Below are 16,550 nucleotides of genomic sequence, written 5' to 3' on the forward strand. Positions count from 1 at the left end.
ATTTAATCCTTCTTAAGCTGCATAATAGAAAATGAAACAAAAGTTCCTATAAGTAATTGCCATGCAAAACCTACATCCAAGCCAAAAGTATACCCTTGCATACTCAGCACTGTTAAAAAACCGCCAATAAGTGCAAATGGAACCAACTGAGAATTACCTCTTTTTGTAAAAATGGCTGAAGCAAATACACCAAGTAAACCGCTGTATGCATAAGCCATTACTCCAAGAGCAAAACTTATAAGCGGTACCTCACTCATAGAATGGACTATATAACTCAAAATTGCCATGACAGAGAGTGCAACTGCAAACACTAAGACCATAATCTTTGCCATCTTTACAAAATGGATCTCTTCCGTTATAGGAGTTTTCTTTAGTCTGTAAGGTTTGTATATATCTTCAATTGCAACTGAACTCATAGCCCCAAGAACAGAGTTTGTACTTGAGAGTGCAGCAGCTATTGCACCGACCGTTACAAAACCTTTAAGACCTTCTGGCATCTCATTTAAAATATAATACATAAATATAGTAACACTCTCACCTTCAAACTTTTGAGAGATATTATGTTCTTGATAATAAAGATATAAAAGCAAACCTATTGATAAAAACAACATAGATACCGGTATACTTAAAAGTGTAGCACCGTATAAAGAGAAATTTGCCTGTTTTTCATTCTTACATGAAAGAACTCTCTGTGTCAGATCTTGATCAAGTCCAAACGCAGCTATATTTAAAAGCATATATCCGCCAAGCAGTGCAAATATGTTGAACTTTCCTTCGTTTGAGAAACTAAGTTCGAAATCTATAAATTTTAATTTCTCTGCCTCTCCAAGTTTAATCATTATAGATGAAAAATCCATCCCTAGAGAGCTATACAGATAAACCAAAACAGCCAATCCCGCACCAAGATATACAACTATTTGGAGGATATCACTGTAAATGACCGATTTTACACCTCCAAAATATGTAAAAATCAAAGCACCTATGATCAGAATAATAACACTTAAAACTACACTGCTAAAACTTACATCATAAAACACTATCATACTAAGGGCTATTGCTGCTATATAAAGTCTTGCACCACTTGCAAAAACACGACCTACCAAGAACATGATTCCTGCACTCTTAGAGGCATTTTCATCGTATCTTTTTTGAAGCAGTTCATATACACTAAGTGCATTTATTTCATAAAAGCGTGGAATTAAAACTTTAGAGACTATATATATTGATAAAAGCGACGTTATCGAAAATCCAATCAGTGTCAGATCATAACGGTATGAAAATTCAGGTGCTCCCAAAAATGTCGCTGCAGATTGGGCAGTTGCCAAAAGTGAGAGTGCTACTGCATAGATAGGCATTGTGTTGGATGCTACGAAAAACTCACGCGACGTTTTCATATTCTTATTTGCCAAAAATACAGATGCAGATATTAAAAGGGCAAAATAACATCCGAAGATCAGCCAGTCATAAAATGAAAAACCAGCCTGCATCTACATATCACCTAAGAGCTTATCTATACGTTTATTCGATTCTTCAATACGCTTTAATGGTATTTCACCGCTTTGTACAAGTTTATAGATTATCTCTATTATATCTTCAGCCTTATCATCTCCAAGCTGATTACAGTACATGATTAAATCAACTCCTGCATTTATAGCAAGTTTTAATGCCTCTTCTTTTGTATAATGCTCTTTTATAGCACCCATTTGAAGATCATCACCTATGATCACTCCGTTATAACCGATAGTTTCTCTTAGAAGTTTTGTATTTGTATTGTAAGAGAGTGTAGCAGGATACTTATCGTCTATATTTTTATTAAATACATGAGCCGTCATAATTATTTTTGTTTTATGAAGAAGTTGTTTATACGGTTCTAATTCAACTTCACTCCAAGTATTAGTTACATCTACAAATCCCTCATGTGAGTCACCTCTTGCAGAACCGTGCCCTGGAAAATGTTTTAAACAAGATATTACATTATGTTTATGAAGCTCATCCATAAAAACTTCAGCATATTTTGTCACGATATCTGGGTCATCTGAGTATGAACGATCCAATTTATATATAACGTCACTATCTTTATTTACTCCTAAATCAACAAGCGGTGCAAAATCTACGTTTATTCCTAAATCTTCCAGCTCTTTTGAGAGTATTGAGTATTGTTTTTTAGCCTCGTTTTTATCCATTGATGCTATTTTTTTTGCTGATAAACTCTTATTAAACCCGTAATCTTCTTTTAGTCTGGCTACATTACCGCCTTCTTGGTCTATAGATATTAGGAGTTTTCTTGAAGATATTGACTGAAGTTGAGCAGTTAATTCTTTTAACTGTTTTGGATCTTGAATATTTTTGGTTTTTGTTCTGTCTTCATAGAACTTATCAAAAAGAATAACACCGCCTATACCGAGTTCTAAGACACACTTATATACATCATCGTCTTTAGATGCACTTTGTGTGTCAAAACCCATTATAAGCATCTTAGCTATCTTGTTTTTAATATTTTGCATATCTATATTCAAAAAGTCCCTAAATAATATTGTTAAATTATACAGCTTTTATCTTAAAAGGAATTTTGAATAATCTTAATTGTTAATTTTTAATATTTTATGGTATCATATAGTTCAAAATAAATTTTAGATAAGGATTAATATGAACAATAAAATATTAGTCGGTATACTTGTATTGATTGTTGTTTCTATGGTTTTATCAGGCTTTATGGGCGATGATCCACATATTACTACAATTATAAAATAACTAAAACCTTAGGCTATAAGCTTATAACCTCTCCATACACATCTTGAGTATTGTATAAAGATTGTGCATTATCTATTACTCTTTTTTTCTCTGGATTAAAAAGTATATATGAAACTTTTTTCCCTATCACTTCTGCTGGATTTATCGATGTCAACTCTATAAGTTTTCTCATATCAATTATTCCTGTTTTTACAAGTTTTGTATAGTAAAGCGGCAGAGCATCAGAAATTGACTCACATCCATAAGCTGCATCATAAAAAGCGACCTCTTTATTAACAGGAGATGATGGTTGATGAAGAGTTGTAAGTATATCTATTTGAGAGTTTTTCAACGCTTCTTGTAAAAGCAGCATATCACTATTTGAAGCAAGCGGTGGATCAAGTTTTGCAACTGTATTAAACCCTTCACACGATTCATCTGAATTTACCAGATGGTGAAGTGAAACTTCACACGATACTTCAACACCCTCTTTTTTTGCCTGAGTTATTAAAGAGATCGAACGAGGAGATGCGATTGATTTGAAAAGAATTTTAATCTTAAAATGTCTTGCAATCTCGATCATACGGCTAACATGCAGTACTTCACTAAGATCAGGTATACCAGGTAGACCGAGATGACTACTTACATCACCATCTAACATTACACCGTTACTGATAAGTGAGTTATCTTCAGCTTTTACAAAAAGAGTATTGCCGTACATCTTCATATATTCAGCTATTTTTATAGCTATATCATTTTTAGCAATTGTGCTCATATATGGATTTATTGCACCCTTTTTCAAAAGTATTGCAATATTACTTAAACTTCCATCACTCTGAAGCGCATTTAACATTACATCTACATTTGCACCTTCTGCATCTCTTAGACCATTTTGGGCAAATTCTAAAATTCCTTCACTGTCTATAGATGGGTTAGAGTCTGCATTTAGAACTAGATGTCCTATACCGCCTTTTTTTGCTTCAAGAGATACTTCTTGGATATTTTTAGAGTTTAATATACCATCATTTAATCTAACGTTTAGATCAACCAATGCAGGTATAAGGTAAGCGCCCTTTGCGTCTATGACAGTATCTGTTCTGTCTTCAATAGTAAAGTTGTCTTCACGTAAACCATCTTGATCACAAATCTTTGCATTTTTAATTACCATATTTACCTACCCTCTTTGCTGGTTTTGATATAATTTTATTATTATAATTTATCAAGGCTTAGATTGCGTTTTTTTTTACTTATATTTTTAACTTTTTTAACATTAAATGCAGATTCGGTTTATGAAAAAGGCAAAAACCTTTATAAAGAGAAAGGTTGTGGAAGTTGTCATGGTCTAAAACTCGAGGGTATGCACCGCTATCCTTACCTCGCAAACCGTGCAAAAGGTTTTTTGACATATAAACTAAAGCGTTTCCGCTCACAAAATGCAGACAACCAGCAACAAGAGATGATGATACCTTTTGCCATGAACCTTAGTGATGAACAAATAGAAGCACTTACAACATATATGAACAAGTATGTGGATGAGAGCTCAAATGGAAGATATGATGATAGTTTTTACCAAGAAGGAGATGGCGGTTCATGAAAATACTTGTAAGCGCACTTGAACACTCAGCTAATGTTCATCTTAAATCACTCAAAAAAGAGTTGGGTGAGAATGTAGAGTTTGTTGGAATATTTAGTAAAGAGATGGGAGAGCCAATCGTAGACCTCTCAGCTTTAGCTATTATGGGTATTGTAGATGCACTAAAAAAACTGCGTTTCTTTTTTAAACTAAAGGATCAGATGGTAGAACTTGCAAGCGAAGTTGACAAGGTACTACTTATAGATTCATCAGGGTTTAACCTGCCGCTTGCAAAAGCTTTGAAAAAAAAGTACCCCCAAAAAGAGATCATCTACTATATTCTACCTCAAGCCTGGGCATGGAAGAAAAAACGCATACCTGTTTTGGCTAGTACTATCGATACTCTAGCATCTATACTTCCATTTGAGCCGTCTTACTATCCAGAAAATGCAAATATTACTTATGTAGGACACCCTCTGCTTGATCAGATAACAAAGTTTAAAACATCTCTTAATGAAGATGTTAAGAAGATAGTATTTATGCCTGGAAGCCGTAAAGGTGAGATCACAAGACTTATGCCAATATTTCGTGAAGTAAGACAAAAACTAGATGTTAAAGGTATACTTATTATCCCTACAAACTTTTCTAAAGAGAAAATTGATGAACTCTATGGAGATATAAGTGGGTTTGAAGTTGTACATGAGACATATAACACTTTATACGAAGCAGACTTTGCCTTTATATGTTCTGGTACTGCTACACTTGAAGCATCAATAATAGGTACACCACTTATTCTTAGCTATATAGCTAATAAAGTAGACTGGTTTATTGGAAGTCGTTTAGTTAAGCTTGAGCATGTAGGGCTTGCAAACATAATGTTTAAAAAGCATAAAAACAAAATTATGCATCCTGAATTTTTACAAGAAGATGTTAGCGTTGATAATCTTATCAATGCATACTATAACTATAATAGAGAATCATTCCTCGAGGACTCTAAAGAGCTAAGGTCTTACCTTAAAAATGGCAGTTCAAAAAACGTGGCCGGTCTAATTAAGAGATAGTAATCTCTGTGATCTCTGATGATGCGCCAAGCCTCATAGGAGGTCCCCAAAACCCTGTACCTTTGTTTATGTAAATTTGTAAATTTTCATTATGCTGATGTAATCCGCTTACATAAGACTGTTGAAGTTTTACAAGTGCTTTAAAAGGGTAAAGCTGCCCGCCATGAGTATGACCGCTTAAAATAAGGTCAACACCACTTCCAACATGTTCTATAAAACGCGGTTGATGAGCTAAAAGTACAGTTGGAGATTTTTTATCTCTATGTTCCAATGCCTTATAAAGGTCCGGTTCATGATGTTCAACACGATAACCAAACACATCATATACACCGCATAAATTAAAACCTCTTCCCTCTTCACCTATATATACACTTTCATTCTCTAGCACTCTAATACCAAGCTTTTTTGCAGCATCTATTATCTCATCTACATTATGAAAATATTCATGGTTTCCAACTATAAAATAGGTACCGTATCTGCTTTTTAATCTTTTTAATTCATCTAGTGCAGCCTGTGCACGTGAAATTTTTACATCTACCAGATCACCTGTTATAACTACTATATCTGCATCTAATTTATTTACACGATCTACTATGTCTGCTACAAACTTTTTATCTACTATCCCACCTATATGTATATCACTTATTTGAGCAATTTTATATTTATGGGCTAAGTTTTTGATCTTGATATCAACACTCTCTAGTTTAATAAACTTAGCTTCATATATAGCACGTGCACTAAGTGCAAATGCTACACCTAAAGATGATAGATCAAGAGATTTTTTAAAAAACTCTCTTCTGTTTTCTTTGATGGGAAGTGTGTCTATTGTTACTCTTGAGAGATCGTAAAAAACTGCAGTACATAATAATAAAAACAAAATACCTATAGGAAGCGAAACTAAAAAATAAAGCCAGTTTGGAAAATCAAATAAATATCTTCCAAGTACGTAAAAAATTATTCCTAATATATTTATGTATAAAAATATATTTAGGTACTTTTTTACTCTATCACTTAGATGAAGTTTTTTAAAAAATCTTCTATTAATGTACATATTTATTAAAATAAATACACCTATAAAAGCTATAAAAAACAACGGCATAAGTTTTATCATCTTATTTTATATACTGTTTAAATGTTTTAAAAATTTATCAGGTTCTATAAAACCAACTATCGTTTTTGAACTTAACACTTCACTGTTTTTTGAAAAGAATATAATTGCCGGTGGACCGAAAACTCCATACTTAGCACTTAAGTTTTTCTCATCTTCACCGTTTGCAGTAATATCTGCTTTAATTAAAACAAACTCGTCCATCTTTGTCTTAACCGCTTCATTCGAAAACGTTACTTTCTCTAATTCTTTACAAGCAGTACACCAATCTGCACTAAAGTCAAGCAGAATCTTTTTACCGCTGTTTTGTTCAAGAAGCAAATCTAACTCAGCTATACTTGTTACTTTTGTAAAGTTATTATGGCTTACACTGCTAACTGCTGTTGATGTTACTGGCGATGTTAAAGAACCAAGTGGTTTAGTCATTGAGTTTGATCCACTAAGTACACCTATAAACAATGCTACAGAATATACAAATATGATCATGGCAATCGTTTTCTTAACATGATGATGTGCTTTTTCATGATCAAAAAGACCTAGGTAATACGCAAAACCGATACCAGTAAATGAATAAGCAAGCATAGTTATATAGCTGTCTAATATACGTTCAAGCATCCATATAGCTATAATAACCATAGTAACACCGAAGAATGCATTTACAAGCGTCATCCACTCACCAGGTTTTGGCATAAGTTTACCTGCACTTGTACCAACAAGTATAAGAGGAATCCCCATCCCTAAACTCATAGCAAACAGTGCGGCACCGCCAAGAGCAGCATCACCTGTTTGACCTATATATACAAGTGCTCCCGCAAGGGGTGCTGCTACACACGGACCAACGATCAATGCCGATAAAAATCCCATAATAGCTACACCAATCATGCCGCCTTTTTCTTCACCTGTTTTACTAACTTTACTAACTATACTGTCTGGAATTTTAATCTCGTAAAATCCAAACATTGAAAAAGCTAGAGCTATAAAAACACCTGAAAATGCTACGATCACATAAGGGTTTTGAAGAGCTGCTTGAAGATTTGCTCCAAACACACCTGCTAATACTCCAGCAATTGTATAAGCAACACTCATTGCTAGTACATACACCATAGACATAGTAAATGCTTTACATTTTTCTTCATTTTTACATTGAGAAACAATAACACCTGAGATGATCGGAACCATTGGAAATACACATGGTGTTAAAGATAAAAACAATCCAAAAACAAAGAAAGTAAATAATACCATCCATAAACTGCTGTTTTTGATAGTATCAGCTATAAAATCTGTTTCTGAAAGTTCCTGAGAAGTTACATTTTTCTTTTCTTCTTTTTCAAGTTTAATTGGTTCTAGTTTATTTATAGATTCTACATTTTGCAGCTTATCTGTATCTATTTTGAGTTTAAATTTATCTGTATATGGTTCATAACATAATCCGCGTTCAGAACATCCTTGATAAGATATATTAAACTCAACATCTTTAACACCAGTCGCTCCACTACTGTTTTCAAGATAGACTATAAAAGTTGGAGTTGTAATGTAAGCCATATCACCATGATGATCTATCGCTTCAGGTGAATCTATATTTGAAATATTTAATCCACTGCCATCAGTTAGTTCAAGTTTAATAGACTCTTCATAAAGGTATATATCTTTTGCTATCTCAATTTTTGCAACTATTTGAGATTCATCATTCACTTGAGCACTGCTTTTAAAAGCCTCTTCAGGCATTAAAAACTTTGGAGCAGCCATAAGTGTAACAACTGCAAAAAATAATAACAATAACTTCTTCATTCGAACTTCCTTTTAAACTTAACTTTTAAACTTGACTAGAATCATCCCTGCAAATTTTTCTTTTTTATAATATTCAACTCTGTATATATCACCGCTTTGATCAACAGAAAATCTCTGCGCTATTTGATTTTTAGCAATATGTACATCTGTCTCTTTTTTTCTTGAGCTAGTATAACCTATTACATTAACTCTATAGTTCTGATCATCTTTAACTAAAAAGTTTTTTTTCACCTCAACTATATCACCAAAACTTACATCAATTACTTCACCGTCTATTAAAAATTCAAAAGTAGGTTTATGCTCATCATGTTCTATATAATCAGCCTTAAGGCGAGATAGTCTTCTATTTCCATATTGGATCGTATATTCATTACCTTGTTTTACAATAGTAAGTAAAGGATTGCTTGCACGGAAATCAACCTCTTCGTCTTTCTTTATTGGAAAATATCTTAAATAGTTTCTTATTTTACTAAGAGGGAGTTTTATTTTATTATCATACATAGAGATATAGATGTCATTATTTATAGCTGCATATACACCGTTTGGATGCATTGTGAACTTTCTTTTATATTCTATACCCATAATTTGCATATATCTCTCTAGTGCTAAAAGGTGGTAATATACTCTTTCGTGAGTAGATAAACTCTTACTGGCTTCATTTCCAAAAGCGGCTTTATTGTTGTTTATAGCAAAATACGTAAGGCTTTTTTCCATCTCTTTATCACCCTCACGCGTTCTTGTATTATGAAGGTGGTACTTATGTTCTTGCTTCATAAGATGTTTATTTACATACTTATTAACTTTATGGGCTATTTCAGCCAGATTTCCATACTGAGCATCTATGTTTTCCTGATCAACAATAGAACACTGTCCCCATCTAGATGGCGAATGCATATTATCCTCATATGTAGGTCTATAAAATCCGCTTCCATCATGAAGATTTACTATAAGCTTAACTTTTTCATCTTTTATGTAGCTTTTGATTCTCTGAATTGTGTCATACTCAGGATCTTCACATGATAGTTCTGCAAATTTTCTGTTCATGTCACCAAACGGTCCACGACTTCTCTTTATAATGCTGTAAAAATTAAGATTTGGAACAATCCAAACTGAACCTTTAGTAATTTCATAGTGTGTAGCAAGAAGAGATGCAGATAAGAATCCTCCAGGCTCATCACCCTGTATACCACCAACAACTAATAGTGTATTGTCATCATCTACACCTTTTTTTATAAGGTTAAAGTCATAGTGTTTAGCAGATGCAAACAGTAGAGTTGAAAATAAAAATAATAAACTAAATAATCTCAACATGCCAAGGTTCAAACCTTACTCCATCACTGTTATTTTCATCATATCTCATACCAATATAATCCAATGTTCTCATTTTTGAAAATTCATCTGTCGTAGCAAAATCAGCAGTAAAATTTTTATATCCCCAACCTTTTCTTCCAACATCAAAATCACTAATTGTATGATATGAGTATGCTGGCGGTGCTATGCTGACACTTGCCTTTGTAATATTTCCATGTGAATAATATATTTTATTCACGTAAAGACTAAGCTGCTTTATGATGTTTCTTACACCGGATGTTAAAACGAGTGTGGGACCGACATCGCTTAATAAATTTTTGTAATCTTGTTCAGGCTGACCTTTAAATAGATAATGCCCGGTATACGGAATTTTTATAACATCTTTGGCAGATACTGAATTTTCAAGACTTACTACCGTTTTAGTACCGTAAAAACCATACTGATTAGGATCTTCAAAAAACAATTTCTCGATCAGTTTTATCTCATCTTTAGTGAAATCACCTATTGCCGAATAGTTTCTTGCGTAATAGAGCGCTTGGTTGTATGAGATGATGTTAAAGTTTGCAAAACCTACATAACGTCTAAGTCTTTTTAGTCTATTGTTTAAACTGATAAGAGTATACCATTCATCTCTACTCAAATATATATCAGTTTCATTTGCAATTAGCTCTTTTGCGAACACTGGTGCCAATAATGTGCTAAATAAAAAATCCCTTCTTTTCATAAATGTGATTATATCCAAAAAAACATTATCTAATATGGTTTTCTATCATCTTTTTCAAGCCATATATCAAAAAGAGAGGCACTTTTTTCATGCTCAATCTGTTCAATATCCAGCTGTTTATTTTCACCCCTGAGCATTCCGTGAAAATGTTTATCGTCAAACCCTCCGCGAGCTGCATCATCTTCAGTAGCCCCGTAATAAATCTTGCTTATTCTAGCCCAGTATATTGCACCAAGACACATAGGACATGGGTAACATGTAGTATATATTACACAACCAGATAGATCAAAGCTGCCAAGTTTTTTAGATGCTTCTCTTATGGCATTTACTTCAGCATGAGCGGTAGGATCATTAGTTTTTATAACCTCATTATGAGCACTTGCTATTATCTCGTCGTCTTTTACTATTACAGCGCCAAAAGGACCACCCTCGTTTGAGAGCATCCCGTTTGTTGCTTCATTGTAAGCAATCTCCATCCATCTGTTCATAAATTTCCCTTGAGATTTTGCAACATTATATACTTTTTTTTTATTTACTTTATGATAAACTGAGAATCATACAAAAGAGGTTTATTATGGATAAAAAATATGCTATATTTGCTTTTATCAGTATATTACTTGCGGCGCTATTAATACTTCAATGGAATAACATCCATAATAATTACACTCCAAACATAAACCAGCTTGATTCTAGTATAAAAGTAGCGTCATTCCTTAAAGAACGTATACCAAACAAAAACAATGTACCTATTTTGAAATCATCAATAGGATTGTATGTAGAATCAATAAAGTTCTTAACAGCAAACGATATAGAGGTATCAGGTATTATATGGCAAAAAATACATAAAAAAGATACTCAACAAATTCGTCAAGGTCTTGTCTTTTCAGATGCTATCGGTGATGTAACTCTAAAACAAAGGTATCAAAAACAGTACAAAGACTACAACTTATACGGATGGTATTTTGAAGCAAATCTAAGGCAGGCTTTTGAATACAATAATTACCCTATTGATCATAAAAGAGTTTGGATTAAAGTTGTACCAAAAGAGTTTGATACAAACCATATATTAATCCCTGATCTTGAGAGTTATAAAACAACCGGACTAGGAGATACATTCGGAATTTCAAAAGATATAGTACTGCTTGGATGGGAACTTAATGATTCATATTTTGACTATATACAAACAAATTTTGATACTAATTTCGGTATTAAAAACGATCAGAAAAATTTAGATATACCTGTACTTTCCTTTAATATAGTTATTAACAGAAATCTAATAAACTCATTTGTTATAAATGTAACACTTCTGATAACAACTATGCTGCTTCTTTATATACTCGTTCTTATGCTAACATCAAACGAAGCATTAAGAGATAAATTTGATATGAAAGTTAGTTCTGCTGTCGGTACTTGTGGAGGGCTATTTTTTGCTGTCTTGCTTGCTCATATACATCTACGTGAACAATTCTCATCAAGTGGTTTTGTATATATAGAGTTCTTATATATATTAAACTACATATTTATTACCACTATAGCTTTTATTGTATTTAAATTTTTTAGTAATAAAAATATAGATAACTCGAAAATTTTACAAAAGGATGCAAAAAATATTAAACTTCTTTTTTGGCCTTTATATTTTTTAATTGCCAATATATATACTTTTTTACATTTTAGTTTTTAATTAAGAGTTGATTCTTAAGCAAAATAAAATCTACATATCACTATTCTACGAAGAATATTTAAAGTAAAAGAGAGTCAATATGGCTAACAGACTTGAACTTGAAGATTCCCCTTATCTTCAACAACATAAAAACAACCCTGTTAATTGGTACCCTTGGTGTGATGAAGCATTTGAGAGAGCAAAAAAAGAGAATAAAGCTATATTTATCAGTATAGGTTATTCTTCATGTCACTGGTGTCATGTAATGGAAGAAAATGTTTTTGAAAACAAAGAGTGTGCAGACATTTTAAATGAACATTTCATATCTATAAAAGTTGATCGTGAAGAGAGACCTGATCTAGATAAACATTACCAGGAGGTTTATCAACTTCTAAACAGACGTGGAGGCGGTTGGCCGACATCTATATTTGCCACTCCTCAAAATAAGCCTTTCTTTGCAGGTACTTACATTCCTGCAGAATCCAGAGGTGATTCAATTCAGGGTATGGGCTTTATTGATCTAACAAGTCTGATAGCTCAAAAAATAGAAGAAAATGATTCGAAGTTATTTGAGAATGCAGATGAAATAGAAGGCTTTATAAATAACTATGAACATCCAAAAGAAGCTACAGTTTTAAAAGAGGATTTTTATAAAAACTATATACATCAGGTAAAAAACAATTACGAACCAAAGTTCGGAGGATTTTCACAATCGCCGAAATTCCCGCAAATAAATACTTTAAATACACTGCTTAGTATTGACAAACTTTACGATGATAAAGCTGCACGTGCAATGCTTCTTGACACACTTGCAAATATGTCAAAAGGCGGAATGTATGACTTGGTTGATGGTGGATATTGTCGCTACAGCGTAGATGAGAAATGGCTTGTTCCGCACTTTGAAAAGATGCTTTACGATAATGCCCTTTTATGTGAGTTATATGCAAAAACATATCTGCATTATAAAGATGACAAACATCTCCGTATTGCTAAAGAGATTGCAGATTTTTGGCTTAACTTTATGAGTGATGACTCTCTTTTTTACTCTGCAAGCGATGCAGACAGCGAAGGGAATGAGGGAAGCTATTTTGTGTATGAATATGATGAAGTAAAAAATGCTTTAGTAGAGAATGGATTTGAAAATGTAGAAGTGATTCTAGATAAGCTAAGTATCACTAAAAACGGCAATTTTGAGGGTAAAAATATTATACGTATAGAAAAAGATGCACCTGAAAACTTTGATGATATCAAGCTTGTACTTAAAAACTTAAGAAAAACCAGAGAATACCCTTTTTGCGATAAAAAAGTTCAAACATCATGGTCTGCAATGATGATAAAAGCACTCTTTATTTTGGGCTCAATCGATAGTAAATATAACAAAATAGCAGTCGATTCTCTAAACACACTTTTAAAAACAATCTACATAGATGATAAGCTTTATCATACCACTCTAATAGGTAAAGAACCAAAAGTAGAAGCCTTTTTAGAAGATTATGCATTTTTATCTGATGCTATATTAACAGCTTATAAGTATACCGGTAAAGATATCTATATCATTCAAGCACAAAGGTTTATAAATATAGCGTTAGAGAAGTTTTATAAAACAGGCGTGTGGAATTTTTCAGACAAAGATTTTGAGGTAAAAGCTGAGATATACGATAATACTTATACATCAAGCGTAGCAGTTATTTTAGATGCTATGTTTAGTTTAAGTATGCTTATTGATGATGAAAAATATGCTCACTTTGCATTTAAAACACTTGAATACAACTCTTACGAACTGGCAAGACGTCCTGTCCTTTATCCAAAAATGCTAGAACAGGTTCTAAGATATGTAAAAGGTGACAGAGTTATAAAATCAAACCAAGATAATTTAAACTCTAATATATTTGAGCTTAGTAGCATACAGTATCCATTTACACTTTTAAAATCAGACCTATCAGAAGAGTTCTTAGTTTGCGGAGATAAAAGCTGTTATGCATCAACTAAAAACATAAAAGATCTAAATAAGTTGATAATTAACTCTATTTAGATAAAATGTCTTTTTAATTTAATTAAATAAAGGATATCGTATTATGAAAAAGATTACTGCTGCAATAATTATAGCCTTAGCTGTAGCATCTGTGTTTAGTGCATGTGAAAGAAACGATTACCAACACCCTTTACATAGAAAATAAACAATAAATCTTGATGGTAAGAAAGATTTTAAAATATCCCTATATGATTAGATTAGGGTATAAATATATAAAAATATTCAAGAAAACTTACCATCACCCTTTTATAACCCATAAACAAGCACATAAACAACTCTCCCTTGATAGACAAAATTATGCAATAAGCGTTTTAAACTATTTAAATATTGAGGTAAAGATATATGGTGATATTCCAAAGCAAAACCATAAACTATATGCTATAAACCATCGTTCACTTTTAGATATTATCGTTATGGAATCAATATTTTCACAACATAATAAATCAGGTCTATGGATAGCAAAAGAGGAGTTGTTTAAAGCTTTTTACGGAAAGTTTTTTAAATATAGTGCAAACATAAGTGTTGACGTACATAATAAAACAGGGCTTATATCTTTTTTTAAAAAAATAAAAAGTGCCCTGCTTAAAGATAACGACTTAAACATATATATCTTTCCAGAAGGTGAAAGAAACCGTACAAATAGACTTTTAAAATTTCAATCAGGGGCTAGTAAAATATCTAAAGCAAATAGACTAGATATTATCCCAGTTTATATAAACGATACTTTAGAAATAGTTTTAAAACAAGCACCTTTTAAAAAGAAAAAAACAATTGAGGTCTATTTTGGCGATATAGTTCAACATAATGAACTAGAAGAAAAATATAAAAATTTTACAGATAGGATTATTAATGGCTAAAATGAATTTAGGCGTAAATATTGACCATGTTGCTGTTTTAAGAGAAGCTAGACGCGTAAACGATCCCGACATACTTCAAGCCTTATTTGTGGCTTGTGAGAGTGGTGCTGATCAGATAACTATACATTTAAGAGAAGATAGACGTCATATCCAAGATATTGATGTTAAAAATATTATGACACATTCAAAACTTCCAGTAAATCTTGAGTGCGCAATAGATAGAAATATTTTAGATATAGTATGTGATATGAAACCACACCGTGCTACTTTAGTTCCTGAAAAACGTGAAGAGGTAACAACTGAAGGCGGACTTGATGTTTTTACATACTCTAGTGAGGTCTCTTTCGCTATAGAGCAGCTGCACGATTCACTGATCCCTGTTTCACTCTTTGTAGATCCTACTAAAGAAGCGATGGCAAAATCAAAAGAGTTGGGTGCTGAAATGGTTGAGCTTCATACCGGCGCATTTGCAAACATATTTGCTATGCTTTATGGAAATCTGTCACACTCAAACCACTCTATAAAAGAACTTGAACTTCCAAGATTCAAACTAGAGACTATGCTTGAAGATGAGCTAGAGAAGATCAAAGAAGCTTCAAAATATGCAAAAGAGTTAGGTCTTGAAGTTGCGTGCGGGCATGGGCTTAACTATGCAAATGTTCATTATATGATAGATATAGATGAGATTACTGAGCTAAACATAGGTCAAAGCATAATAGCTAGAAGTGTATTTAGCGGGCTTAGTGAAGCTGTAAAAGAGATGAAAAGGCTTACTACAAGAGTATGAAAAAGATAGCTGTAAGTATTGGTGATATAAACGGTGTTGGTTTAGAGATAGCTCTTAAAGCTCATAAAGAGGTCTCAAAAATATGTACACCTATATACTGCATAAACGAGTTTCTTCTAAAAAATGCTGCAAAACTTTTAAATATCGAGATTCCAAATGATTTTAAGATCGCACATGTAGACGGTAACTTTGAAATAAAACCGTCTGTGGTAGATCAATATAGCGGAAGATACTCATATGATAGTTTTATAAAGGCTATAGAGCTTTGTGAAACTAAAGAGACAGATGCAGTTGTTACAATGCCTATACACAAAGAAGCCTGGTCAAAAGCAGGAATTACATACAAAGGTCATACAGATCTGCTTCGTGCTCACTTTGGAGAAGATGCGATTATGATGCTTGGGTGTGAAGAGATGTTTGTTGCGCTTTATACTGAGCATATACCTCTTAAACACGTAGCTTCAAAAATAAAACCTAATCTGCTTGAGAGTTTTTTTATTGACCTGGACAAATCTTTGCCAAAAACTAAAATAGCAGTTCTTGGTTTAAATCCTCACGCTGGTGACAATGGTGTTCTTGGAGATGAAGAACGTATTATAGAAGATGCTATAAAGTCAGTTAATGAGAAAATAGGTTATGAACGTTATGAGGGTTGTCTAGTTCCTGATGTTGCTTTTACACCTCACGCTAGAGAGAACTACACTTATTATGTAGCAATGTATCATGATCAAGGTCTAATACCTCTTAAAGCTCTTTATTTTGATGAGAGTATAAACGTATCTTTGAATCTGCCAATTATCAGAACATCTGTTGACCATGGGACTGCATTTGACATAGCTTACAAAGGTAAGGCTAATACAAAAAGTTATATAAATGCCGTTAAATATGCAATTAACATATCTTAATTTAACCTTAATTA

At 32.8% G+C, this 16,550-nt stretch carries 15 protein-coding genes; 7 read left to right on the forward strand and 8 right to left on the reverse strand.

The features are described 5' to 3' along the window. Positions 1-2 precede the first annotated feature (2 nt). From ABZA65_RS08275 to ABZA65_RS08285, 3 genes are all read right to left on the reverse strand, one after another. Positions 3-1,487, reverse strand: a complete 1,485-nt coding sequence (locus tag ABZA65_RS08275; protein ID WP_373072563.1) for a sodium:solute symporter — start codon at positions 1,485-1,487, stop codon at positions 3-5. Further along, entirely contained in the window at positions 1,488-2,516 is a 1,029-nt protein-coding gene (locus ABZA65_RS08280; RefSeq protein ID WP_373072565.1) for a glycoside hydrolase family 3 protein, read from the reverse strand. A gap of 248 nt (positions 2,517-2,764) precedes the next feature. Beyond that, on the reverse strand, positions 2,765-3,898 hold the full coding sequence (locus ABZA65_RS08285; RefSeq protein ID WP_373072567.1) for a dihydroorotase: 1,134 nt from the start codon (positions 3,896-3,898) through the stop codon (positions 2,765-2,767). Positions 3,899-3,961: 63 nt separating this feature from the next. On the opposite strand from ABZA65_RS08285, the gene ABZA65_RS08290 reads away from it, so the two are divergent. Both ABZA65_RS08290 and lpxB read left to right on the forward strand, forming a co-directional pair. Next, the gene (locus ABZA65_RS08290) at positions 3,962-4,324 is read left to right on the forward strand and encodes a cytochrome c (RefSeq protein ID WP_373072569.1); all 363 of its coding nucleotides are present in this window, start codon (positions 3,962-3,964) and stop codon (positions 4,322-4,324) included. Further along, positions 4,321-5,364 (forward strand): lipid-A-disaccharide synthase, encoded by a 1,044-nt coding sequence (gene lpxB, locus ABZA65_RS08295; RefSeq protein WP_373072571.1) that lies wholly within the window; start codon positions 4,321-4,323, stop codon positions 5,362-5,364. The genes ABZA65_RS08290 and lpxB overlap by 4 nt, the downstream gene beginning before the upstream one ends. Here the strand turns inward: lpxB and ABZA65_RS08300 are convergent. Genes ABZA65_RS08300 through ABZA65_RS08320 form a run of 5 tightly spaced genes read right to left on the reverse strand, consistent with a single transcriptional unit; the run spans position 5,354 to position 10,783 of the window. Then, positions 5,354-6,475 (reverse strand): metallophosphoesterase, encoded by a 1,122-nt coding sequence (locus tag ABZA65_RS08300; RefSeq protein WP_373072573.1) that lies wholly within the window; start codon positions 6,473-6,475, stop codon positions 5,354-5,356. The genes lpxB and ABZA65_RS08300 overlap by 11 nt on opposite strands. 6 nt (positions 6,476-6,481) lie before the next feature. After that, a complete protein-coding gene (dsbD, locus tag ABZA65_RS08305; protein ID WP_373072575.1) occupies positions 6,482-8,260 on the reverse strand; it encodes a protein-disulfide reductase DsbD in 1,779 nt (592 codons plus the stop codon). 18 nt (positions 8,261-8,278) lie between these two features. Then, entirely contained in the window at positions 8,279-9,571 is a 1,293-nt protein-coding gene (locus ABZA65_RS08310; protein ID WP_373072577.1) for a M99 family carboxypeptidase catalytic domain-containing protein, read from the reverse strand. Further along, entirely contained in the window at positions 9,555-10,295 is a 741-nt protein-coding gene (locus ABZA65_RS08315) for a M15 family metallopeptidase (RefSeq protein ID WP_373072579.1), read from the reverse strand. The genes ABZA65_RS08310 and ABZA65_RS08315 overlap by 17 nt, the downstream gene beginning before the upstream one ends. Before the next feature lie 29 nt (positions 10,296-10,324). Continuing rightward, positions 10,325-10,783 carry a nucleoside deaminase gene (locus ABZA65_RS08320; RefSeq protein ID WP_373072581.1) on the reverse strand — a complete coding sequence of 153 codons (459 nt, stop codon included), beginning with the start codon at positions 10,781-10,783 and terminating at the stop codon, positions 10,325-10,327. 86 nt (positions 10,784-10,869) lie between these two features. On the opposite strand from ABZA65_RS08320, the gene ABZA65_RS08325 reads away from it, so the two are divergent. The 5 genes from ABZA65_RS08325 to pdxA all read left to right on the forward strand — a co-directional run bounded on the left by ABZA65_RS08325 (position 10,870) and on the right by pdxA (position 16,536). Further along, positions 10,870-11,976, forward strand: a complete 1,107-nt coding sequence (locus ABZA65_RS08325) for a hypothetical protein (RefSeq protein WP_373072582.1) — start codon at positions 10,870-10,872, stop codon at positions 11,974-11,976. Positions 11,977-12,055: 79 nt separating this feature from the next. Next, positions 12,056-13,987, forward strand: coding sequence for a thioredoxin domain-containing protein (locus ABZA65_RS08330; protein ID WP_373072584.1), 1,932 nt, complete (start codon positions 12,056-12,058; stop codon positions 13,985-13,987). Positions 13,988-14,175: 188 nt separating this feature from the next. Beyond that, positions 14,176-14,844, forward strand: coding sequence for a lysophospholipid acyltransferase family protein (locus ABZA65_RS08335; RefSeq protein ID WP_373072586.1), 669 nt, complete (start codon positions 14,176-14,178; stop codon positions 14,842-14,844). A 1-nt stretch (position 14,845) separates the two neighbouring features. After that, positions 14,846-15,631: a pyridoxine 5'-phosphate synthase gene (locus tag ABZA65_RS08340; protein WP_373072735.1), complete on the forward strand. Its 786-nt coding sequence runs from the start codon at positions 14,846-14,848 to the stop codon at positions 15,629-15,631. Next, a complete protein-coding gene (pdxA, locus tag ABZA65_RS08345; RefSeq protein ID WP_373072588.1) occupies positions 15,628-16,536 on the forward strand; it encodes a 4-hydroxythreonine-4-phosphate dehydrogenase in 909 nt (302 codons plus the stop codon). Before ABZA65_RS08340 ends, pdxA begins: the two co-directional genes overlap by 4 nt. Positions 16,537-16,550: the final 14 nt, after the last annotated feature.

The sequence above is a fragment of the Sulfurimonas sp. genome (genome assembly GCF_041583195.1).
Taxonomy (GTDB): Bacteria; Campylobacterota; Campylobacteria; order Campylobacterales; family Sulfurimonadaceae; genus Sulfurimonas.

Coding starts and splice junctions, on each gene's coding strand:
- ABZA65_RS08275 (WP_373072563.1), bottom strand. CDS start 1,487: ATGCAGGCTGGTTTTTCATTTTATGACTGGCTGATCTTCGGATGTTAT.
- ABZA65_RS08285 (WP_373072567.1), bottom strand. CDS start 3,898: ATGGTAATTAAAAATGCAAAGATTTGTGATCAAGATGGTTTACGTGAA.
- lpxB (WP_373072571.1), top strand. CDS start 4,321: ATGAAAATACTTGTAAGCGCACTTGAACACTCAGCTAATGTTCATCTT.
- ABZA65_RS08300 (WP_373072573.1), bottom strand. CDS start 6,475: ATGATAAAACTTATGCCGTTGTTTTTTATAGCTTTTATAGGTGTATTT.
- dsbD (WP_373072575.1), bottom strand. CDS start 8,260: ATGAAGAAGTTATTGTTATTATTTTTTGCAGTTGTTACACTTATGGCT.
- ABZA65_RS08310 (WP_373072577.1), bottom strand. CDS start 9,571: ATGTTGAGATTATTTAGTTTATTATTTTTATTTTCAACTCTACTGTTT.
- ABZA65_RS08315 (WP_373072579.1), bottom strand. CDS start 10,295: ATGAAAAGAAGGGATTTTTTATTTAGCACATTATTGGCACCAGTGTTC.
- ABZA65_RS08320 (WP_373072581.1), bottom strand. CDS start 10,783: ATGAACAGATGGATGGAGATTGCTTACAATGAAGCAACAAACGGGATG.
- ABZA65_RS08325 (WP_373072582.1), top strand. CDS start 10,870: ATGGATAAAAAATATGCTATATTTGCTTTTATCAGTATATTACTTGCG.
- ABZA65_RS08330 (WP_373072584.1), top strand. CDS start 12,056: ATGGCTAACAGACTTGAACTTGAAGATTCCCCTTATCTTCAACAACAT.
- ABZA65_RS08335 (WP_373072586.1), top strand. CDS start 14,176: ATGATTAGATTAGGGTATAAATATATAAAAATATTCAAGAAAACTTAC.
- ABZA65_RS08340 (WP_373072735.1), top strand. CDS start 14,846: ATGAATTTAGGCGTAAATATTGACCATGTTGCTGTTTTAAGAGAAGCT.
- pdxA (WP_373072588.1), top strand. CDS start 15,628: ATGAAAAAGATAGCTGTAAGTATTGGTGATATAAACGGTGTTGGTTTA.